The 22,055-nt window shown below is 51.7% G+C and carries 21 protein-coding genes; 5 read left to right on the top strand and 16 right to left on the bottom strand.

The genetic code is table 11. The features are described from left to right. Nucleotides 1-317: 317 nt before the first annotated feature. Entirely contained in the window at nt 318-1,130 is an 813-nt protein-coding gene (locus tag ACTHTU_RS07505; protein WP_440362191.1) for a cytochrome C assembly family protein, read from the bottom strand. A gap of 181 nt (nt 1,131-1,311) precedes the next feature. On the opposite strand from ACTHTU_RS07505, the gene ffh reads away from it, so the two are divergent. After that, nucleotides 1,312-2,682, top strand: coding sequence for a signal recognition particle protein (ffh, locus tag ACTHTU_RS07500; RefSeq protein ID WP_440362190.1), 1,371 nt, complete (start codon nt 1,312-1,314; stop codon nt 2,680-2,682). A 168-nt stretch (nt 2,683-2,850) separates the two neighbouring features. Here the strand turns inward: ffh and ACTHTU_RS07495 are convergent, their stop codons facing one another. The 13 genes from ACTHTU_RS07495 to ACTHTU_RS07435 form a co-directional block, all read right to left on the bottom strand. Further along, nucleotides 2,851-3,546 carry a thiol:disulfide interchange protein DsbA/DsbL gene (locus ACTHTU_RS07495; protein ID WP_440362189.1) on the bottom strand — a complete coding sequence of 232 codons (696 nt, stop codon included), beginning with the start codon at nt 3,544-3,546 and terminating at the stop codon, nt 2,851-2,853. Nucleotides 3,547-3,716: 170 nt separating this feature from the next. Next, nucleotides 3,717-5,828, bottom strand: coding sequence for a TonB-dependent receptor (locus ACTHTU_RS07490; protein WP_440362188.1), 2,112 nt, complete (start codon nt 5,826-5,828; stop codon nt 3,717-3,719). Nucleotides 5,829-5,987: 159 nt separating this feature from the next. Further along, nucleotides 5,988-6,521 carry an alpha/beta hydrolase gene (locus ACTHTU_RS07485; protein ID WP_440362187.1) on the bottom strand — a complete coding sequence of 178 codons (534 nt, stop codon included), beginning with the start codon at nt 6,519-6,521 and terminating at the stop codon, nt 5,988-5,990. Between the two features lie 10 nt (nt 6,522-6,531). Then, nucleotides 6,532-6,876 (bottom strand): hypothetical protein, encoded by a 345-nt coding sequence (locus tag ACTHTU_RS07480; RefSeq protein ID WP_049330844.1) that lies wholly within the window; start codon nt 6,874-6,876, stop codon nt 6,532-6,534. Beyond that, complete coding sequence (locus tag ACTHTU_RS07475; protein ID WP_070608460.1) at nt 6,863-7,642, bottom strand: exodeoxyribonuclease III; 780 nt, start codon at nt 7,640-7,642, stop codon at nt 6,863-6,865. The genes ACTHTU_RS07480 and ACTHTU_RS07475 overlap by 14 nt, the downstream gene beginning before the upstream one ends. Before the next feature lie 45 nt (nt 7,643-7,687). Continuing rightward, nucleotides 7,688-9,001, bottom strand: a complete 1,314-nt coding sequence (gene argA, locus ACTHTU_RS07470; RefSeq protein ID WP_440362186.1) for an amino-acid N-acetyltransferase — start codon at nt 8,999-9,001, stop codon at nt 7,688-7,690. After that, on the bottom strand, nt 8,998-9,393 hold the full coding sequence (locus ACTHTU_RS07465) for an MJ0042-type zinc finger domain-containing protein (RefSeq protein WP_440362185.1): 396 nt from the start codon (nt 9,391-9,393) through the stop codon (nt 8,998-9,000). Before ACTHTU_RS07465 ends, argA begins: the two co-directional genes overlap by 4 nt. Before the next feature lie 98 nt (nt 9,394-9,491). Beyond that, nucleotides 9,492-10,133 (bottom strand): orotate phosphoribosyltransferase, encoded by a 642-nt coding sequence (gene pyrE / locus ACTHTU_RS07460; protein WP_003682682.1) that lies wholly within the window; start codon nt 10,131-10,133, stop codon nt 9,492-9,494. Nucleotides 10,134-10,303: 170 nt separating this feature from the next. Continuing rightward, entirely contained in the window at nt 10,304-10,774 is a 471-nt protein-coding gene (gene rlmH / locus ACTHTU_RS07455; RefSeq protein WP_036493712.1) for a 23S rRNA (pseudouridine(1915)-N(3))-methyltransferase RlmH, read from the bottom strand. Between the two features lie 162 nt (nt 10,775-10,936). Then, complete coding sequence (gene pyrH, locus ACTHTU_RS07450) at nt 10,937-11,656, bottom strand: UMP kinase (protein WP_003708812.1); 720 nt, start codon at nt 11,654-11,656, stop codon at nt 10,937-10,939. A 219-nt stretch (nt 11,657-11,875) separates the two neighbouring features. After that, nucleotides 11,876-12,730, bottom strand: coding sequence for a translation elongation factor Ts (tsf, locus tag ACTHTU_RS07445; protein ID WP_063076188.1), 855 nt, complete (start codon nt 12,728-12,730; stop codon nt 11,876-11,878). A gap of 123 nt (nt 12,731-12,853) precedes the next feature. Then, a complete protein-coding gene (gene rpsB / locus ACTHTU_RS07440; RefSeq protein ID WP_002230071.1) occupies nt 12,854-13,582 on the bottom strand; it encodes a 30S ribosomal protein S2 in 729 nt (242 codons plus the stop codon). Nucleotides 13,583-13,759: 177 nt separating this feature from the next. Beyond that, entirely contained in the window at nt 13,760-14,002 is a 243-nt protein-coding gene (locus ACTHTU_RS07435) for a hypothetical protein (protein WP_004520263.1), read from the bottom strand. Between the two features lie 78 nt (nt 14,003-14,080). Here ACTHTU_RS07435 and ACTHTU_RS07430 point away from each other — a divergent pair, with 78 nt between their 5' ends. Further along, nucleotides 14,081-14,671, top strand: a complete 591-nt coding sequence (locus tag ACTHTU_RS07430; RefSeq protein WP_440362184.1) for a 5-formyltetrahydrofolate cyclo-ligase — start codon at nt 14,081-14,083, stop codon at nt 14,669-14,671. 94 nt (nt 14,672-14,765) lie between these two features. Continuing rightward, nucleotides 14,766-15,353, top strand: a complete 588-nt coding sequence (locus tag ACTHTU_RS07425; RefSeq protein ID WP_440362183.1) for a GNAT family N-acetyltransferase — start codon at nt 14,766-14,768, stop codon at nt 15,351-15,353. A 157-nt stretch (nt 15,354-15,510) separates the two neighbouring features. Here ACTHTU_RS07425 and mnmG read toward each other — a convergent pair whose 3' ends face one another. Further along, on the bottom strand, nt 15,511-17,406 hold the full coding sequence (mnmG, locus tag ACTHTU_RS07420; RefSeq protein ID WP_440362182.1) for a tRNA uridine-5-carboxymethylaminomethyl(34) synthesis enzyme MnmG: 1,896 nt from the start codon (nt 17,404-17,406) through the stop codon (nt 15,511-15,513). An 83-nt stretch (nt 17,407-17,489) separates the two neighbouring features. Then, the gene (gene amgK / locus ACTHTU_RS07415) at nt 17,490-18,494 is read right to left on the bottom strand and encodes an N-acetylmuramate/N-acetylglucosamine kinase AmgK (protein ID WP_108700217.1); all 1,005 of its coding nucleotides are present in this window, start codon (nt 18,492-18,494) and stop codon (nt 17,490-17,492) included. A gap of 69 nt (nt 18,495-18,563) precedes the next feature. On the opposite strand from amgK, the gene ACTHTU_RS07410 reads away from it, so the two are divergent. Both ACTHTU_RS07410 and ACTHTU_RS07405 read left to right on the top strand, forming a co-directional pair. Beyond that, nucleotides 18,564-20,963 carry an LPS-assembly protein LptD gene (locus tag ACTHTU_RS07410; RefSeq protein WP_440362181.1) on the top strand — a complete coding sequence of 800 codons (2,400 nt, stop codon included), beginning with the start codon at nt 18,564-18,566 and terminating at the stop codon, nt 20,961-20,963. After that, nucleotides 20,960-21,949, top strand: a complete 990-nt coding sequence (locus ACTHTU_RS07405; RefSeq protein ID WP_049330855.1) for a peptidylprolyl isomerase — start codon at nt 20,960-20,962, stop codon at nt 21,947-21,949. The genes ACTHTU_RS07410 and ACTHTU_RS07405 overlap by 4 nt, the downstream gene beginning before the upstream one ends. Nucleotides 21,950-22,055 lie beyond the last annotated feature (106 nt).

Genomic DNA, 22,055 nt, shown 5'->3' with positions numbered 1-22,055 from the left:
AGAGCGAATCGAATTATACAGTACATTTAGCAAATGTCAACTAAAATTATCGAAAATTTCAACCAACTGTGTTATACTATCTGCTTCGTTTTCTTCACCGCGTCAGCAGCGAAGAACCGAACTATACGCCTACCAACAAAACCAGTCAACACCTTTCTCGAAATTATTTCTAGAAATTTAAACACCGCCCTGTTTTAACAGGGTTTTTATTTTATAAAAAATACAATCAAACTTCCTACACAATCCATACATACAAAAAAACACAAAAAAAGGCCGTCTGAAATGCTCTTTCAGACGGCCTTTTTTATGGTTTCTATTTATCCAATACGTTGAAGGACAATTTCTAGGACAAATTTGCTGCCTACATAGGCAAAAATCAGACTGACAAATCCGACAATAGTCCAAACGGCGGCTTTTTTGCCGCGCCATGCGGTCATGCTGTGTTTCAGCAATAATGCACCATAAATCAGCCACGACATAATACTGAAGATGGTTTTATGCGTGAAGGTCATCGGCTTGCCGAAAATGGTTTCTGCAAAAAACGTACCGCTGATAACGGAATAGGTCAATAAAACGAATCCTGCCCACATGCCTTGGAACATGAGTTTTTCCAAACTCAATAATGGCGGTAAGAAGCTGACCAATGCGGAAAAACGGCGTTTGTGCAGATTGCGGTCGAGCAAAAGGATCAGGATGGCAAATAAGGTAACGATGCCAAACAGTCCGTATGCAAGCAATGATGATGCGATGTGCGACAGTGGCAATAAGTCTACGATTTGGCGGCCTGAAAAATCCCCCGGGAAAAGGAAACCCAACAATAAGGTCAATGCGGCACAGGGATACAATAAGAGTTGCACTCCGCGCAGACAATAAAAGAAGCTGCCCATGCAGTACATCATCAGCATCAGCCAAACTATCAAACTGAGTGAATAACCAAAACCAGTAATCAATACCCTATCCTGCAATACTGGGAACATCAATGCTGCGCCATGTACCAATAATGCGCCACTCAAAATCAGCAGCTCGGTTTTCAGCGGGTAAGACTTATTATTGTGCTTTTTATGTTGCAACCAGGAAAATGCGCCCAATCCGGCATACACCAGCATAAGGCAGATTAAGACAATCGGCATAAATATCTTTCTCAATAGACGTGTGAACACTTGACGGACAGCCGACAGGGTTTCAGACGGCCTTAGTGTCGTGTTTGTGTTCTTGAAGCATAACTTCGGACTATCGTGTAAAATAATCCGAATTTTATTTTAACAAAGAATGCCCTGTATTGGGCAGCTATTCTCATTATCAAGGATAAGTATGTTAGACAACCTGACCAACCGCTTCAGCAAGGTACTTAAAAATATTCGCGGCCAATCAACGCTGACCGAAGACAATATTAAAGAAGCCTTGCGCGAGGTTCGTCTTGCCCTGCTGGAAGCCGACGTTGCATTGCCCGTCGTTAAAGAATTCGTCAACACGGTCAAAGAACAGGCCCTTGGCCAAGAAGTCGTCGGCAGCCTGACGCCTGACCAAGCCTTTATTGGTGTGGTCAACCAAGCCTTAGTCGACCTGATGGGCAAGGAAAACAAAACGCTGGATTTGTCGGTTTCACCGCCTGCCATTGTTTTAATGGCCGGTTTGCAAGGTGCCGGTAAGACAACAACCGTCGGCAAACTCGCCCGCCTGCTGAAAAACGATCAGAAGAAAAAAGTTTTGGTGGTATCTGCCGACGTTTACCGCCCTGCCGCGATTGAACAGCTGCGCCTATTGGCTGAACAGGTCGGCGTAGACTTTTTCCCATCCAATACCAACCAAAAACCGGTTGAAATTGCAACTGCCGCCGTCGATTATGCCAAAAAACATTTTTACGATGTATTGATGGTCGATACCGCCGGCCGTTTGGCAATCGATGAAGAGATGATGAACGAAATCAAAGCGCTTCATGCGGCAGTCAACCCGGTTGAAACTTTGTTCGTTATTGATGCCATGCTGGGTCAGGATGCGGTAAATACCGCTCAGGCATTTAATGAAGCCCTGCCGCTGACCGGTGTCGTATTGACCAAGATGGACGGTGACTCGCGCGGCGGTGCGGCATTGTCCGTACGTCATGTAACCGGCAAACCGATTAAATTTATCGGTGTCGGCGAAAAAATCAACGGCCTCGAACCTTTCCACCCCGACCGTCTTGCCAGCCGCATCCTCGGCATGGGCGACGTATTGACCCTGATTGAAGACGTTCAAAAAGGTATTGATGAAGAAGCTGCTGCCAAAATGGCGAAAAAGCTGCAAAAAGGCAAAGGCTTCGACCTCAATGACTTTAAAGAACAAATCCAACAGATGCGCAATATGGGCGGCTTGGAAAACCTGATGTCGAAAATGCCAGGTGAACTGGGTCAAATATCGAAACAAATCCCCGAAGGTACGGCTGAAAAAGCGATGGGCAAAGTAGAAGCCATCATCAACTCAATGACTCCAAAAGAACGCGCCAACCCTGCCCTGCTCAAAGCCAGCCGCAAACGCCGTATTGCGATGGGTGCGGGTACCACCGTGCAGGAAGTGAACAAATTGCTCAAACAGTTTGAACAAATGCAACAGATGATGAAGATGTTCAGCGGCAACGGCTTGGGCAAACTGATGCGCTTGGCCAAAGGCATGAAGGGGATGAAAGGCATGTTCCCAGGTTTGTAAGCCGATTTGACAGAAAACGCCGTCTGAAAAGTTTCAGACGGCGTTTTGGTTTTGTATTCAGATTTAAAACCATAAGACTTCAAGCAACCATCTATTCTATATATCCTAAATATAAAAGGCCGTCTGAAATCCTATTTTCAGACGGCCTTTACTCATTCAACCTTCAACTTATTGCGGCTTTTTCTGCTCTTCGCGTACTTTGTCCACTAACTGGTCAATCGTGGTCATGCCGGACTGCCAGTCTTTAAATTCGACTTGGTATTTGCCGCCGACGATAACGGTTGGTGTACCGCTGATTTGGAATTTATTGGTCAACTCTTCCATTTGAGCCGCACGCGCTTGGCTTTCAGGAGCTTCAAATGCAGCCAATACTTTTTTGCCGTCAAATGCAGTTTGCTCAGACAACCATTTTTTCAGGGTATCGGTATCGGCCAAATTGATTTTTTGATTAACCATCGCATCGAAAATATGGCTGTTGGCTTTATCTGATTCTCCGGCCATTTCCACTGCGGCCGCCAAACGTGCCAAAGGTTTCATTTCATCACCCCACACGACATGCTCTCGGCGTATATAGGTATCGTCTTTAAACGTTTTGATGTGCTCGCTCAAAACCGGCTCAAGATGGGCGCAATGCGGGCAGAAGTAGCCGAAGAATTCCAATACTTCGATTTTGCCGGCCTGCTGTTGCGGAATCGGATTGGACAATACGGTGTAATTGACACCTTCGGTCAATGCGGCAGGGGCTACCGGAGCGGATGTGTTGCTTTGGGCACTGTCTGCCGGAACGCTGGTTTCCGCCTGTTTGCCGCAAGCGGCCAATGCCAACAGGGTTAATGAGGTCAAGGCTAAGGTTTTCAGTTTCATAGGTATCTCTTTACATTCAAATCAATGGGCGGATTTTATGGCATTTTGTTGGAGGTGTGTTCGATTTGAGTGAAAAAATGTGTTTAGTTTTATTTCAACCTTTATAAAAGGCCGTCTGAAATATGGCTTAGATCATAGCCTTATTTTCAGACGGCCTTTGCCTGATTTCATCAGAAACGGTAATTTACCCGGGCAGTATAGCCGCGCGGATTACCCGGCATGGCATCCGAACGCCAATATTTTTGATTGAGCAGATTGGCCGCGGCAAAGGTAACGTTGACGTTTTTATGGTTCCAACCGAGCATGGCATCAACTCGGGCAAAGCCTGGAAGTGTGGTCACTTCTTTGTTTCTTGAGTCGTAACCGTAGCGTTTTCCCGTACCGGTTACGCCGATTTCGCCGTAGAGGTTTTCGGTTGGTGTGTAACGGAAAAACAGGTTGCCGGTAACGTTGCTGGTGTTATTCAAATGGATGCCCACTCGGTCGGGATTTTCTTTGTCTTCAACGACTTTCGCCTGCATCACGCCCAACGAACCGCGCAGATAGAGTTTTTGGGGGATAATTTGCCCGATGGCGGACAATTCCACGCCGCGTGAACGGTGTTTACCGCCGACTGCCCAAGTGTAGGGATCATTTTGCGCGTCGGGGCGGTAGCGGATATTGAAGCGTTCGATTTGGTAGGCAGACAACGTAGTGCTGAGGCGGTCGTCCAGCCAACTGCTTTTCACGCCGGTTTCGTATTGGCGGGTGTACTCGGGGTCAGCGTTGAACACGGCAGAAGACGACGTATCGATGCTCAAATAGCCGCCGCGTCCGCCATAAGGCGCGAAGCCTTTGTTATACGAGGCGTAAAGTGTGTGGACTGGGTTGATGTTCCACACTACGCCGATGTTGGGGCTGAACGAGTGGCCGCTGTACTGGCGGCTGCTGCCGGTGAGTTTGTTTTCGGAATTAAAGGTGTATTTGTCGTAACGGCCGCCGAGGACGAATTTCAAATCGGGCGTGGCGGAGAAGATGTTTTGCACAAAGATGCCGTAGGAATCGGCCTTGTGTCGGTTTTGAGTGAGAACGGGCTGCAATCTGCCCGAAGCCGGCCAGCTCGCGCGGTCGTAGGGGTTGATGGAGGCGGAAAAGGCGCGGCTGTAACCCAATGTCGGGTTGCGGTGTTCGCGACTGTAGTCCATGCCTACGGTCAGGTGGTTTTCAAAACGGCCGATGTTGTAGTCGCCGTTGAGCGTGAAGTTGGACGACAGGGTTTTGTTGTCGGTCTGCTGCCAGGCGTAGTTACGTTTGATTCGGCTGCCGTTTTCGCTGCCTGCATAGAAATGGTCGAAATCCTGCGCCGCCGTGCGGTGGGCGAGCTGCCATTGGGCACGCCATTTGTCGTTGAAGGCGTATTCAAGGTCGGAACGCCAAACTTGCAGCTTGTCTTTAACAAAATCGTTCGGGTGGGCAAAACCCATGCGGTAAGGCAGCCCGAAGCGGTCGTACACGGACTTGGTCGGGCTGCGGTCGGGCGTGCGCTCCACATTGTCGTAGGTGTATTGCCCCGTCCACTTCAAGCCGTTGTCGAGTTTGACGGTAATGCTGGGCGAAACCATGACATTTTTGCTGTCTATGCCGCTGCGGAACGAATTGGCGCGCCCGACTTCGCCGGTGAGGCGGATGGCGACGTTTTTATTCAGCACTTCGTTGATGTCCATATTCAGGCTGCGGTTTGCCCACGAGCCGTAAACCGCACCGATGTTGCGGCTTTGTTTGAAGTTGGCGTATTTGCTGACCATGTTGATGACGCCGCCGCCATTGGTGCGGCCGTAAAGCACGGAAGACGGGCCTTTCAGGATTTCCACGCGCTCGATGTTGGCGGTGCTGCGGCGGACCTGTCCGCTTTCGCGCACGCCGTCGCGGTAAATATCGGATGCATCGGCTTGGAAGCCGCGCAGGAAAATGCTTTCGCCGCGCATATCGTAGGCAGCGTCAATGCCGGCATTGCCTTCGAGGATGGAACTCAAATCGTTCGTACCGTAATTTTTGTTTTTCTGAATATTGAGCGTATCGACAGTTTGCGGCGTTTCCTTAATGAGCTGTCCGTTGCGGGTAACGGCGGCTTCGTCGTAGTTGATGTAGCCTTTGAGTACGCTGGTGTCGGACTGTCCGACCACGGAAACGGTAGGTAGCGTGGCAGTGTAATGTTCACCATTGTCCTGCGTATCGGCGGCAGCGACAGGGAAAGAAGCGATAATCAGCGTGGGTAATAAAGCTAAATGAAATGGCATTTGCATTTTTATACTCAATTTAACGAAACAACCGAATTATACTGTCTCACAAAAGAAATGATAATAGTTTCTTTTAATTATATTTAACATGATATTTGTAAACAAAGGCCGTCTGAAACTCATATCGGTTTCAGACGGCCTCTCTTCTTGATAAACCCTTCTAAACTATTTACTTAACAACATTTCCTGCATCAGCTTCATGCCCCATTGCCAGCCGCCGAGTGCGCCGTTTAACTGGCCGGAATGCGGCGATTGAAGCAGGCGTGCATGCCAGCGGTCAGCCTGTTCTTGCGCCCAATCGCGTGGCGTGCCGTTTGTTTCGGCGATGACCAACGCCGTACGGCAAGGACAGCGGACACGTTGGAACGTATGGATTTCGTCTTCGGGAAAAGCTTCTGGGCGAGGCGAGACCAAAATAATATTGGTCAGGCGTTTTTGCGTCATGATGTCGGCTTGGTACAGCCATGCCAAAAATGCGGACACGCCGACACCATGAGCCACGACGGCAATATTTCTGCTGACGATATGGTCAAAGGCCGTCTGAATGGCGTGTTGCCATTCGGAAATGGTTTGCCAACTATCGGCTTCGGCAGTTTGAACAATCGGATAGCTGACCGCCCAGCGGTCTATCCACATTTCCGCTTCATCCGCATCGCGTATCAGAAACAGTGCCATTTCTTCGAGTTCGAAGCTCTGCATTTCAGACGGCCTATTTGAGCAAGTCGTTAAGTGTAAATGCAATCAGCAATGCGGCTGGCACGCTGAGGATGGCACAAGTCGCCAGACAAAGTACGATGTTGGCAATCAGCCGCCAGCCCTTCCAAGCAAAGCATTTGGCCGCAATCAGCAGGCAAGGCAGGGAAAACAGCAGCCATACCAACGCCCACGTCGGATTGGCCTTGGTCGGGGCAACCCAGCCGGACATCCGCGCCAGCATAAACACCGCCCACACCAGCATAGGCAATACAAATGCCGCCACAACCCATGCCGCGCCTACGCCGGTTTTGCCGTTTATATTCCAATCATATTTACCAAAAACCTTATTCGGCAACATAGTCATACTCCACAACTAAAGGGGCGTGATCCGAGAATTTTTCGTCTTTATAAACATGTGCGGAAACAGCTTTTTCGGCCAACTCCGGCGTAACCATCTGATAATCGATACGCCACCCGACATCTTTCGCATACGCTTGTCCGCGGTTGCTCCACCAAGTATAGCCCGGCACATCGGGATAAAGTGTGCGCCACATATCCGTCCAACCGAGTTTGTGGATGACTTTGCCTATCCATTCGCGTTCTTCAGGCAAGAAGCCCGAATTTTTCTGATTGCCCTTCCAGTTTTTCAAGTCGATATTTTGGTGGGCAATGTTCCAGTCGCCGCAGACGACGATGTCGCGTCCTTCATTTTTCATGGCTTCGAGCATGGGATAAAACGCGTCCAAAAAGCGGTATTTCACTTGTTGGCGCTCTTCCGCGCTGCTGCCGCTGGGCAGATACAGCGAAATTACCGACAACTTGCCGAAATCGCAACGGACAAAACGGCCTTCCCTGTCAAATTCTTCAATGCCCATGCCGATTTGCACATTGTCGGGCTTGCGTTTGCTGTACACCGCCACGCCGCTGTAACCGCGCTTTTCGGCGCAATGCCAGTAGCCGTGCATACCGTGCGGATTTTTCATATCGTCTGACAGGTCAGCTTCTTGAGCTTTCAGTTCCTGCACGCAGACAATGTCGGCACCGGAAGCGGCGATGTATTCATAAAAACCTTTTTTATAGGCGGAGCGGATGCCGTTGACGTTGGCAGAGATAATTTTCAACATAAGATTTAAGTGATTTTTAAAAACGGATAATAGGATTGAAGTTTTTCAGACGGCCTGCAAGTCATAAACAAATACTTTAGAATTGCGGCCGTTGGCATTGTATTCCTGCCGGCGTTCGGCAGGCAGGTCATCGGCTGAGGCCGTCTGAAAGCCCCGTTCGACAAACCATTCGCCCGTATGCGTGGATAAGGCGAAAAGCGTTTTGATATTTAAGGCGCGTGCTTTTTGAAACAGATGTTCCAACAGCAATTCGCCGTAGCCGCCATCGCGCGCTTCGGGCGACACCACCAGACAGGCCAATTCGCCGCAGTCCGGTTCGGAAAAGGTTTTCAACGCCACGCAGCCGTAAATGTTTTGATCGTGTTCCAATACGGAAAAGCTGGAAATATGGTTTTCCAAATACTCGCGGCTGCGGTGTAACAAAATGCCTTGTTCCGCCAGAGGGCGGATTAAGGCGATGATGTGCGGAATATCGTCGCTGCGTGCCTGACGGATGGAAACAAACGGCTCACGCGCAATAGATGTACCGCTGCCCTCGCGGGTAAACAACTCGCGCAACAGGCTGCCGTCTTCACGGCCGTTGAGAATCTGCACCCGCGATACGCCGTTTTCCAACGCGCCTACCGCCGCATGCAACAAATCGGCCGGCACATCGGGATTGTCGTGTATCAGCTCCCGCACTTCGCCGACAGACAAAGTATTGGCCAAAGAGCCGTCGGCACGACGGATACCGGCTTCTTCGGTCAAGAAAACCAGTTTCTCCGCCTGCAAAGCCATTGCCACTTCCTGCGCGGTTTCGCACATGCTCAGATTGAAGGTTTTGCCGCTGTACGAATGTCCCAAAGGACTGATCAGCACCACCGCGCCGCCATTCAAACGCAAACGGATTTCTTCTGCGTCGATTTTGCGGACGGTACCGGTATAGCCCATGTCCACACCGTCGATAACGCCCAACGGGCGGGCGGTAATAAAGTTGCCGTACGCGATAACCGGCGGCTTGCTCCGTTGCTGCGCAGATACGCTGCTGAACAAAGCGGCTTCGACATCGCTGCGGATAACTCCCGCCACCTGCTTCACTTCCATCAAAGTCGCTTCATCGGTAATCCGACGGCTGCCACTGTATTTCGGAACAAAATTCCGACCCGAAGCCAATTTATCGAGCAAATGCCGCGAACCGTGCACCAAGACCAAACGCAAGCCCAAGCTGGCCAACAGGTTCAAATCTGCGGCCAAACGAATCAAGGTTTCGCCTTCCAACAGGCTGTCGGTCACGCCGACCACCATGGTTTTGCCGCGCAAATATTGGATATAGGGCGCGGCCTCGCGAAAGCTGGCGACAAAATGGGCGATGGCACTCATAGCAGGGCAAGATAAAAGAGTTGCATAATCAAAACCGTCAGCGCAATCAACGATGCCAACGTCCAGTTGAAACCGTCCTTGCGCGTTTTGATCGCCGCCTGCTCTTCGGCCTTAGGCTCTTCCTTAAGCGCGCTATTGAGCAAATCGGAAATTTCTTTGCGCGAGAGTTTGGAATGCTTGAGGATTTGCGCACCGATGTTATGCACGAGGCGCACATCCGTTACCGCCACAGGCAGATGGGCCGGATCGGCCGGCAAGTTGCCCGACAGATAATCCTTGGCCTTAAACATCCCCGAACAACGCGTGCAGACCACGAAACCCTGCGCCACGTTCAACTGGGCATCTTTCACCCAATGCGGTGTTTTACAATGAGGACAAGAACAAGCAGGCATGAGTATTTCCGTAAGTGTATTGAATCAAAAATATATTTTAACTAATGTTTCAGGCCGTCTGAAAACTGTTTCAGACGACCTGAGCATGATGTTATGGTTTAAACCGCGCCGTAACGTTCACGATAGGCCTTGACCGGCTCGAAGAAGCCGCCAAATTCGGCATTGTTTTGCAAGAGCGTGAACAAGTCGTTCAGGTTGGCAATCGAAACCACCGGCAGGCCGTATTGTTTTTCGACTTCCTGCACCGCCGACAATTCACCCGTGCCTTTTTCCATACGGTCGAGCGCAATGGCCACTGCGGCTGGCGTTGCGCCTTCGGCCTCAATCAGTTTGACCGACTCACGCACGGATGTACCGGCGGAAATCACATCATCGATAATCAGCACGCGGCCTTTCAAAGGCGCACCCACCAACACGCCGCCCTCGCCGTGGTCTTTGGCTTCTTTGCGGTTGTAGGCAAACGGTACGTTTACGCCTTTTTCCGCCAACATCATCGCTGTTGCCGCCGCCAAAATAATGCCTTTATAGGCTGGGCCGAACAGCATATCGAACTTCACGCCGCTGGCAATGATGGCCTCGGCGTAAAACTTCGCCAGCTGCAAAGTCGATGCGCCGTCATTGAACAAACCGGCATTGAAAAAATAAGGCGACTGACGGCCGGCCTTGGTCGTAAATTCGCCGAATTTCAACACGTTTTGTGCCAAAGCGAATTTGAGGAAGTCTTGACGGAAATCGGACATTTGGGTTCTCCCGAAAGATGTTGATTTATCAAAGAAACGATTATAAAGGATTCATGCGGAAAAATCAGGCCGTCTGAAAACAGGTTCAATCCCGCTTTTAACCGACTTGCCCTATTCCCTTTCAAACCGACAAGGCGGCATTGCCTTCTTATCCCAGCAATCAAAACGGATTATTCCCGATGATACGGATGGTTGTGCAAAATCGAAACGGCGCGATAAAGCTGCTCGGTCAATAAAACGCGCACCATGCCGTGCGGCAAGGTCAGGCTGGAAAGGCGCATCATCATATTTGCCTGCTGCTTCAAACGGTCGGTCATGCCGTCTGCGCCGCCGATAATAAAGCAGACGTGTTCGCCATTTTGCTGCCAGCTTTTCAAGTGTTGCGCCAATTCGACCGAAGTCGGCGCTTTGCCGCGCTCGTCCAATACCACCAAAAACGCGCCCTGCGGTATGGCTTCCAGCAGGCGTTTTTCTTCAGCCGCCATGCCCTGAGCCGCATTCACACCCGCGCCGCGTTTCTCTGGCTTGATTTCTTTCAGCGCATAATTGACATCGCGCCCGAAGCGTTTGGCGTACTCGCCGACGGCTTCATCCACCCAACGCGGCATTTTCGTACCGACAGCCAAGACGGTGATATTCATGGGGTATCCTTTTGTTGTCGAATTGTCGGTTGGGCATTATGGTCAAGCAGGTTCTTAACCTTTTCAACCCATGAACCAATACCCGCGCAACCGACTGAAAATAAAAGGCCGTCTGAAAGCCGAATGTATCCCGTTCGGCTGTTTCAGACGGCCTTTCAATGATTAGCAGTGAACCAGTGTGCCTTCGTTTTCGCCGGTCACCACGCGTTTGAGCGAGCCTTCTTTAGCAATGCCGAATACCACGATATTGAGTTTACGTTCGCGGCAGAGGGCGAAAGCAGTGGCATCCATCACTTTGAGGTTTTTCAACAAGGCTTCGTCAAAAGTAATGGTTTCGTAGCGTGTTGCAGATGGGTCTTTTTTCGGGTCTGCGGTGTACACGCCGTCAACGTTGGTGGCTTTGAGCATCACGTCGCAGTTCATTTCCGCACCGCGCAATGCAGCGGCAGTGTCGGTCGTGAAGAACGGGTTACCGGTACCGGCGGCAAAAATCACGACTTTGCCTTCTTCCAAATATTGAATGGCTTTAGGACGGGCGTAAGTTTCAGCGATTTGCTGCATAGACAGTGCGGATTGAACACGCGCTTTGATGCCCAAAGTTTCAAATGCGTCTTTGAGTGCCAACGCGTTCATCACGGTTGCCATCATGCCCATGTAGTCAGCAGTGGCGCGGTCCATGCTGCCTGCTTGTGCAGATACGCCGCGGAAAATGTTACCGCCGCCGACAACGATACCGACTTGCACGCCCATTCTCACGATTTCGGCAATTTCGCCAACAGTTTGAACGATGGTATCGTGATTGATGCCGAATGGATCAGAGCCCATCAGGGATTCGCCGGAGAGTTTCAGTAATACGCGTTTGTATTTGATTTGCTGTGTCATGGGATACCTTGCTTTCTTGAATGTCGTCGGTCGGAGTTCGGGCCGTCTGAATTTTCAAACGGTCGGAATTACAATGATATGGTGTGTCGTTCTATTATTGTTTTGTTTTCAGACGGCCTTTATATTCAGCCGTCTTAAAATAGGTACCGTAAACGGTTTTCTCAAAAAAAAGCACCCTGATTCGTTTGGAATCTAGGTGCTTTCTTTTTCATAAGTGCCTTACACTTTAGCAGCGGCAGCAACTTCGGCTGCGTAGTCAACAACGGCTTTCTCGATACCGTCGCCTACTTTGTAGCGTACGAAGCTGATCACTTCAGTGCCGTTTTCTTTAGCGAATTGGGCAACAGTTTGGTCAGGGTTCATCACGAATGCTTGGCCGTTCAGAGTGATTTCAGCCAAGAATTTGCGGATACGGCCTTCAACCATTTTAGCGGCGATGTCGGCAGGTTTGCCGGAAGCGATAGCTTGCTCGGTGTAGATGTGGCGTTCTTTTTCAACAGTTTCAGCATCTACTTCGGCTTCGCTTACGCATTGTGGTTTAGCGGCAACGATGTGCATACCGATTTTGCGTGCTACGTCTTCAGAGCCTTTGAATTCAACCAATACGCCTTCGGTAGCCAAAGCACCGTGGATGTAGGCAACCAGTTGATTGGCAGTGTCAATCACTTGGAAGCGGCGAACAGACATGTTCTCGCCCAATTTAGCGATGATGGCTTTGCGTTCTGCTTCAACCAGTTCGCTCAGTTCTTCAACAGAAGCCGGTTTTTTCTCGGCAGCAGTTTTAGCAACGAAGTTGGCAAATTCTACGAAGCCGGCGTCTTTAGCAACGAAGTCGGTTTCGCAGTTTACTTCAACCAATGCACCAACATTACCGTTGATTGCATAAGCCAATACGCCTTCGGCAGCAGTACGGCCAGCCAGTTTACCGGCTTTCGCACCAGATTTAATACGCAGGATTTCTTCGGCTTTGTCGAAGTTGCCTTCAGCTTCAACCAAGGCTTTTTTGCATTCCATCATGCCCAGGCCGGTAGCGGCGCGCAGGTCGGCAACCATTTTTGCAGTAATTTCTGCCATTTTGAATCTCCTAGATTTTTGGGAACACGGCCATTGCCGTGTTTGGAAATAGTGGCCGTCTGAAACTGATTTCAGAACGGGATTTGAGAAAAGGGGCATAACGCCCCTCTTCTGTGTACCGAATTACTCGGCAGCAGCTTCTTGGGCAGCGGCTACAGTTTCTTGCAGCGCTTGGTTTTTGCCTTCCAAAACTGCGTCAGCGATGCCACGGCAGTACAGGCGGATAGCTTTAGCGGAGTCATCGTTACCAGGGATAACGTATTTCACGCCGTCAGGGCTGTTGTTGGTATCGACTACGGCGATAACAGGGATGCCCAATTTTTCAGCTTCAACCAGAGTACCTTTTTGGTAGCCGGTATCGATAACGAAAATCGCGTCAGGCAGGCCTTTCATGTTTTTGATACCGCCCAAAGAACGTTCCAGTTTTTCAACGTCGCGTTGCATTTCCAGAATTTCTTTTTTGTTGAAACCGCCTTCAGCAGCGTTTTCCAGGGCAGCAGTTTTTTCTTCCAGGCGTTTGATGGATTGCTTAACGGTTTTGTAGTTAGTCAGCATACCACCCAACCAGCGGTAATCAACGAAAGGCATACCGGCACGGGTAGCTTCTTCGCGGATGATGTCGCGGGCTTGGCGTTTGGTACCTACGAACAATACTGTACCTTTGTTGGCAACCAGACGACGTACGGCTTCTTGCGCCTCTTGGAACATCGGCAGGGTTTTTTCCAAGTTTACGATATGGATTTTGTTGCGCGCACCGAAAATGTATTGAGCCATTTTCGGGTTCCAGAAACGGGTTTGGTGACCGAAGTGAACACCGGCTTCAATCATCTGACGCATAGTAATTTGAGACATGTTATTTCCTTGAAAGGGTTAAAGAGCACACATTCAATCGCATAGAACTTGATAGGCGGCGCCTATTGTCAAGCACCCTTCGGCGAAAGTGGGCATAAGTTTTAAAAAATAAAAGAGTGTTTCCGAAATGGAAAACTGACGGATTATAGCGGATAAGAGGCCGTCTGAAAAGGGATTTTATACCTTTCCGTCCTGTTTTTCATCCGTCTGTACCGCCTTTTGGCGGGCCGCTTCAAACTCCGCCTGCTCCTGCCGTTTCATCAGGCGGTTGCGGCGGCGGATGGTCACGACGAAGACCGTGAACACGGTGGGCAACACTGCCCAAAAAACCAAATAAATCAACGCGCGTGCAATACTCGGCTGCGCGGCGGAAAACATCACGGCAACAAAAAGGTAGCCGATGGCGACAATGTGCCACATTGTGTGCGTCCTGTTTGAATGTTAACAAAATCGTTATAATCGCAACATTCTACCGCAATCCCGAAAGGCCGTCTGAAAATGAGGAATCCCGAAAAATCGGCACTACGCAAACAGTTCCGCCGCGCACGCGCCCAAATGAGCGCCGACGAGCGAAACGCCGCCACCGAAACCATCAACCGCCTGCTCAAGCCCTACATCAAAAAAGGACGGAAAATCGGCGTGTATTGGCCGATGGGCAAGGAATTGCGATTGGACGGCTTTGTCCGTGCCGCACAAAAACGCGGCGCAAAACTCTACCTGCCCTATATCGAACCGAACACGCGGCGGATGTGGTTCACCCCCTACCCTGCCGAGGGCGCCAAACAAGAACGCAAACGCGGCCGCGCCAAATTGAGCGTCCCCCAATTTACCGGCAAAAAAATCCGCGTCCACCAACTCAGCCTGCTGCTGGTCCCCATCGTCGGTATCGACAAACGCGGCTACCGCCTCGGACAAGCCGGCGGCTATTATGATGCCACCCTCTCGGCAATGAAATACCGTTTACAGGCAAAAACCATAGGCGTAGGCTTCGATTGCCAACTGGTTGACACGCTGCCGACCGAACCGCACGACCTGCCGCTGGACGGGTTTGTATCGGAGTCGGGCGTGCTGGTGTTCAAACATCATTAATCAATAGCTTTCAGACGACCTCAAAAAAGCCGTCCGTTAAGACACTATAAAAGATCGTCTGAAAAATCAAACCATCAAATACAAAGGAAACCACATGGCTGATTTTTCATCCGCTCCCGTTTTGTCCTTCGACCGCGTCCGTCTCGAACCTTTGACGGCGGCACACGAAGCTGGTTTGCACGAAGCAGTTTGCGACGGCGAAGTCTGGAAGCTGAACGTAACCAGCGCGCCCGAACCCGATCAAGTGGCGGACTACATCCGCACCGCCACGCAAACCCGCCTCGCCTTTGCCGTCATCGACGAAGACACGGGTAAAATCGTCGGCTCGACTTCGCTTTACCATATCGACCCCGCCATCCCACGCCTCTACATCGGTTTCACATGGTATGCCCTGTCGGCACGGCGCACGCGCATCAATACCGCCTGCAAAATCATGTTGCTCGACTACGTTTTCGACACTTTAAACTGCCGTTGCGTCTGCTGGCAGACCGACAACCTCAACACCGCCTCCCAACGCGCCATCGAACGCTTGGGCGCACACCAAGACGGCATCTTGCGCTGCCACAAGCTGCGGAAAGACGGCAGCGTGCGCGATACGGTTGAATACAGCCTGCTGCGTGAGGAATGGCCGCAGGCAAGGGTAAAACTGCTCGAAAAAGCGGCAGCTTATGACGCGCCCTAAAAAAACGTTTTCTTCTTCATTTTTTCATCAGAACACGCCCATCTTGCTGACAATCCGAACTCTTTAAAAAATTAATGAAATAAGGTGCAACACCGTCAATCCCCTGATAAATAAAGGCCGTCTGAAAGTTTCAGACGGCCTTTATTCGGATTAAACTTTACTTGGCATCTTTAAATCCACGTTTCAAATGCACCATCAGCAATGCCACAGCCGCAGGCGTTACGCCGGAGATGCGGCTGGCTTGGCCGACGGTTTCGGGTTTGTGCTGGTTGAGCTTTTGCTGCACTTCTGCCGACAAACCTTTGACTTTGCTGTAATCGATATCCTCGGGCAGCTTTAAGGTTTCGATGTCGCGGCGGCTGTCGATTTCTTCGTTTTGGCGGTCGATATAGCCTTGGTATTTAACTTGGATTTCGACTTGTTCAACCACGCTGTCGGCAAGTGCGGTTTCAGGTTGTGCGTCGGGCAGGGTCATCAGCGCGGCGTAGTCGAGGTTCGGGCGGCGCAGGAGGTCGTGCAGGTTGGCTTCGCGGCTGAGTTTTTGGCCGAATACGCGGATTTGTTCGTCTTCGGCGAGTTTTTGCGGCGTATACCACGTTGTTTTCAAACGTTGGATTTCGCGTTCGATGGCTTCGCGTTTTTCGTTGAACATACGCCATTGTTCTTCACCCACCAAGCCGATTTTGTAGCCGTCTTCGGTCAGGCGCATATCGGCGTTGTCTTCCCTGAGTTGCAGGCGGTATTCGGCGCGGCTGGTGAACATGCGGTAGGGTTCGTTCACGCCTTTGGTGATGAGGTCGTCCACCAATACGCCGAGATAGGCTTGTTCGCGGCGCAGCAGGAGCGGGTCTTGTCCGCGGACGTATTGCACGGCGTTCGCGCCTGCGAGCAGGCCTTGTGCGGCGGCTTCTTCGTAGCCGGTCGTGCCGTTGATTTGTCCGGCGAAGAAGAGGCCTTGGATGGTTTTGGTTTCAAGGCTGGCTTTGAGGTTGCGCGGGTCGAAGTAGTCGTATTCGATGGCGTAGCCTGGGCGCAGGATATGGGCGTTTTCAAGGCCTTTCATGCTGCGCACGAGCGCGATTTGGATGTCGAACGGCAGGCTGGTGGAAATACCGTTGGGGTAGTATTCGTTGGTCGTCAGGCCTTCGGGTTCGAGGAAAATCTGGTGGCTGTCTTTGTCGGCAAAGCGGTTGATTTTGTCTTCGATAGACGGGCAATAACGCGGACCCACGCCTTCGATTTTGCCGGTAAACATCGGGCTGCGGTCGAAACCTGAGCGGATGATGTCGTGGGTTTGCGTGTTGGTATGCGTAATCCAGCAGGACACTTGGCGCGGGTGCATATCGGCGCTGCCACGTACGGACATTACGGGTACGGGTGTGTCGCCGGGCTGTTCGGTGAGCTGGGAGAAGTCAATCGTGCGTCCGTCGATGCGCGGCGGCGTGCCGGTTTTCAGACGGCCTTGAGGCAGGTTCAATTCGCGCAAACGGCCGCCCAAGGATTTGGCGGCGGGATCTCCGGCGCGGCCGCCTTCGTAGTTTTCCAAACCGATGTGGATTTTGCCGGACAAAAACGTGCCGGCGGTCAATACAACGGCGCGTGCTTTAAACTCCACGCCCATCGCGGTAACCACGCCGCTGATGCGTTCGCCATCAAGCGTTACGTCTTCGACGGCTTGTTGGAAAAGCTCCAGATTTTCTTGGTTTTCCAGCATTTCACGGATGGCGGCTTTATACAGGATGCGGTCCGCCTGCGCGCGCGTGGCACGAACCGCCGCGCCTTTGCTGGCGTTCAAGCGGCGGAACTGGATACCGGATTTGTCGGTTGCCAACGCCATTGCGCCGCCTAATGCGTCGAGTTCGCGCACGAGGTGGCCTTTGCCGATACCGCCGATGGAGGGATTGCACGACATTTGGCCGAGGGTTTCGATGTTGTGTGAAAGCAGCAGGGTTTGCGCACCCATGCGTGCGGCGGCAAGTGCGGCTTCGGTACCGGCATGGCCGCCACCGACGACAATCACGTCGTAGGTTTTGGGGTAAATCATGTAAGTCATGTTTATGTGTTCTGTAAAGGTTTCAGACGGCCTTTTGTTGATCAGGCCGTCTGAAAAATGGAATCAAATCTTAAAAACCAAGCTTAAAAGGTATAGCCTGTTTCCAATTCGTCATCGCCGACCAATTCGACCAGCAATGCATACAGCGGCGCCAAATCGTTGTAACGGCGGGATACGCGGCGCAAGTAGTTCAAGAAGCGCGGGATTTCCGGGCGGTATTTGTCTTTGCCGTCGCGGTAGTACAGGCGGGCAAAAATACCGGCCACTTTCAAATGGCGTTGAACGCCCATCCATTCAAACCAGCGGTAGAACTCGTCAAACTCGGCAGGCACAGGTAACTCGGCAGCGCGTGCTTTTTCCCAATAACGGATGACCAAGTCCAATACAAATTCTTCTTCCCATTCGATAAACGCATCGCGCAGCAGCGACACCAAATCATAGGAAATCGGGCCGTAAAGCGCGTCTTGGAAATCCAACACGCCCGGACGGCCTTTTGCCAACATTAAGTTGCGGACGATAAAGTCGCGGTGGACATACACCTTGGGCTGCGCCAACAGGGGCGGCAGCAGCATATCGACAGTTTGCTGCCACAACTGGCGTTGTTTGAAGGTCAGCTCGCGGCCCAATTCTTTGGCCACAAACCATTCGGGGAACAAGTTAATCTCGCGCAGCATGACTTCGCGGTCGTATTCCGGCAATTTGTCCGGCTGGCTGGCTTTTTGCAGTTCGATCAGTTCGTCGATGGCTTCGAGCAGCAGGGCTTTGTGGGCGGTTTCGCTGTTTTCCTGATTCATGGCGGTCAGGAATGTGGTATTGCCCAAATCGTTCAACACCATAAAGCCCAACGCTTCATCCACATGAAGCACTTGCGGCACATTGACCATGTTAAACAGTTTTTGTACTTTCAAATAAGGTGCAACACTCATCTTCTCAGGAGGCGCATCCATACAGATAACGGTCTGGCCGTCTGAAAACGTCGCACGGAAATAGCGGCGGAAGTCGGCATCGGCTGCCGCAAAGCTCAATTCGAACGGCTGGTTTGGGTAAACAGACTCCAGCCAGTTTTGTAATTCGGTTTGTCGTTGCATAGCGGTATCGCAGAATTTCAGGTTACAATAACCGCTATTCTAACTGGCAAACCGATTTAAGGGGCGATTTTGGCTCGTTTATTTTCACTCAAACCCTTGGTACTCGCCTTAATTATGGGCTTTGGCGCAACAGCCGTGCGTGCGGAAGATGCTTCTGTTCCACAGGCGGAAGACTATACCCCTGCCCCCGTCACTGCATCCAAACCAGCACAAACCAGCCAAAGCGAAGCCGATCCGCTTTCTTTGGGCAGCACTTGCCTGTTTTGCGACCACGAAGATTCCAAGCCGGCCGAAACCGCTGAAATCAAACGCAGCGGCGAGCCTGCCCTGCCTGCCGATTACACCCGCGTCAACGCCGATAAAATAGAAGGCCAAACCCAAGTCGGCGTCCGTGCCGAAGGCGACGTCATTGTCGAGCGCAATGCCGATGTTCTCAACGCCGATTGGGCGCAATACGACCAAGCCACCGATACCGTTACCGCCGGCGACCGCTTTACCCTGTATCAAAACGGTTCGACCGTATCCGGCGATCAATTGGTTTACAACCTCAAAGACCAAACCGGCTCCGGCACTGCTGTGCGCCTCAATACCGAGCAAGGCGGCCGCCGCTTTCAAAGTGTCAGCGAAAAAGCCGAACTCAAAGGCAAAGGCCTCTACAAGCTCATCAATACCAAATTCAACACCTGTTCACCCGGCGATGCCAGCTGGTATATCCAAGCGCAAAGCATTGAAGCCGATGAATCGACAGGTATCGGCGTGGCCAAACACGCTTCGCTGGTATTCGGCGGCGTCCCTGTCCTCTACACGCCTTGGGCGGACTTCCCCATCAACGGCAACCGCAAAAGCGGCCTGCTCGTTCCGACCATTGCCACAGGTTCAGACGGCCTTGAGCTGAGCTTGCCCTACTATTTCAATCTTGCACCGAATTTGGATGCCACCATCCGCCCGGGCATTATCAGCAAACGCGGCGTGCAACTGGGCGGCCAAGTCCGTTACCTGCAACCGAATTACAGCGGCGAAGTCGATGGCGACTGGATGCCGAACGACCAAAAAAGCGTCCACAACAACCGCTACCAGTTCAAATGGAAACACCAGCAGCAGCTGAACAGCAAAATCAGCGGCGGCATCAACTACAACCAAGTTTCCGACGACGATTACTACCGCGACTTCTACGGCCGCGAAGACATCGCACGCAACGTCAACCTCGACCGTCAGGCATGGCTCAATTACAGTGACAAACTGTTGGGCGGCAGCTTCGACGGCTCGTTGCGCGTACAAAAATATCAAACACTGGCCAACCAAGACGGTTATAAAGACGAGCCTTATGCCATCATGCCCCGTCTGACCGGCCGTTGGCAAAGCCATCTCGGCAAAGCGCAACTCAACGTGTTCGGCCAATTTACCCGTTTTGATCACGATACCAAGCAAGACGGCAGCCGCGTGGTGCTCTACCCGAGCGTTAAATGGGACTTCCACAACCAATGGGGCTACATTCGACCTAAAGTCGGCGTACACGCCACTTATTACAGCCTCAACAGCTTCAACGGCCAAAGCAGCCGCAATGTCAGCCGCGTCCTGCCGATTATCAACGTCGACAGCGGCCTGACTTTCGAGCGCAGGGCCCGGCTCTTCGGCGGGGAATACCTGCAAACGCTTGAACCGCGCCTGTTTTACAACTACATTCCGACCAAGTCCCAAAACGACCTGCCTAATTTCGACAGCTCTGAAAACAGCTTTACCTATTCGCAGCTGTTCCGCGAAAACCTGTATTCGGGCAACGACCGCATCAATTCGGCCAACAGCCTGACGCTGGCCACACAAAGCCGTATCCTCAACCCCAACACCGGTGCGGAACTCTTCCGTGCAGGTATCGGCCAGAAGTTTTACTTCAAAAACGACAACGTCCTGCCTGACGGCAGCGTCAGCCGTTATCCGCGCAGCCAGTCCGACTGGGTAGCCTTTGCACATGGCAACATTACCCCGAGCATCCGCATCGACTTGGACATCCACTACAACCAAAACCAAAGCCGTGCCGAAAGCTACGCCGCAGGGATTGCCTACAACCCCGAACCCGGCAAAGTCTTAAGCGCGCGCTACAAATACGGACGCAACGAGCGCATTTATCTACAAGCCAACGGCGACTATTTCTACGACAGGCTCAGCCAAATCGACCTTGCCGCCCAATGGCCGTTGAGTAAAAACCTGTACGCCGTTGCCCGTTACAACTACGAAATCGAAGCCAAAAAACCGCTGGAAATGCTCATCGGTGCAGAATACAAAAGCAACTGCGGCTGCTGGAGCGCAAGCTTGGTCGGCCAACGCTATGTTACCGGCGAAAACAGCCACAAAAACGCCGTATTCTTCAACCTCCAACTCAAAGACTTGAGCAATATCGGCAACAACCCATTCGAAAAACTCCGCTTAGCCATCCCCGGTTACAGCAAAACCAACGAGGTAGTCAAACAATGAACTTCAAACCCCTGATTCTCGTCGCCGCACTCACTTTCGCAGTAAGCGCACACGCCGCCCCTAAAGCCAAAGCAGGCAAAGCGCGCGCAGCCAAAGCAGCTGCCGTCAGCGCCACCACCATGCCTGCCGTACAAAGCGGCGTACATCTTTCAGACGGCATTGCCGCGGTTGTCGACAACGAAGTCATTACCCACCGCCAAGTAGCGCAAGCCGTAGCGCAAGCGCGTCAAACCATGCCTAAAGGCACGCAAATGGACGCCAACGAGCTGCGCCAACAGGTTTTGGCACAAATGATCAACCAATCCCTGATCCTCCAAGCAGGCAAACGCCGCAACATCCAAGCAACCGATAGCGAAATCGAAGCCGTTATCGCGCACAACCCCAACATCAAAAATCCGTCTGCCGCCGTCCGTCAAGACATCGCCGACAGCATTATTGTTGAAAAAGTGCGCCAACAAGCCATCATGCAAAACAGCCGTGTGAGCGACTCTGAAGTGGCACGCTACATCGAGCAGGCCAAACAACAAGGCGTGACCCTGCCTGAAGCAGACCCTGTGCGTCAATACCATGCCCAACACATCCTCATTAAAGCCGACAACGACAATGCCGCCGTCGGCGCAGAAAGCACCATCCGCAAAATCTACTCACAAGCCCGCAGCGGCGCAGATTTTGGCGGTTTGGCACGCCAATACTCGCAAGACAGTAGTGCCGGCAACGGCGGCGATTTGGGCTGGTTTGCCGACGGCATGATGGTTGCCCCGTTTGAAGAAGCCGTCCACAAACTCAAACCTGGCCAAATCAGCGCCCCTGTCCGCACCCAATTCGGCTGGCACATCATCAAGCTGAACGACGTCCGCGAAGCAGGTACGCCTGAAGAGCGCCAACAAAACGCCGTCCGCCAATACCTGTCCCAACAAAAAGCGCAACAGGCGACCACCAACCTCCTGCGCGAACTGCACAGCAGCTCCTACGTTGACGTACGCTAATCACGCGTATTGTTAAAAAGGCAGAAATCCGTACAATAAGGCCGTCTGAAATCCATTGTTCAGACGGCCTTTTCTCCTTTTACTTAAACAACCCATTGATTAAAGC

Origin of the sequence: Neisseria sp. P0020.S005, from assembly GCF_051957055.1 — a bacterium.
Taxonomy (GTDB): Bacteria; Pseudomonadota; Gammaproteobacteria; order Burkholderiales; family Neisseriaceae; genus Neisseria; species Neisseria subflava_A.
This window is presented reverse-complemented; position numbering and strand designations above follow the sequence as displayed.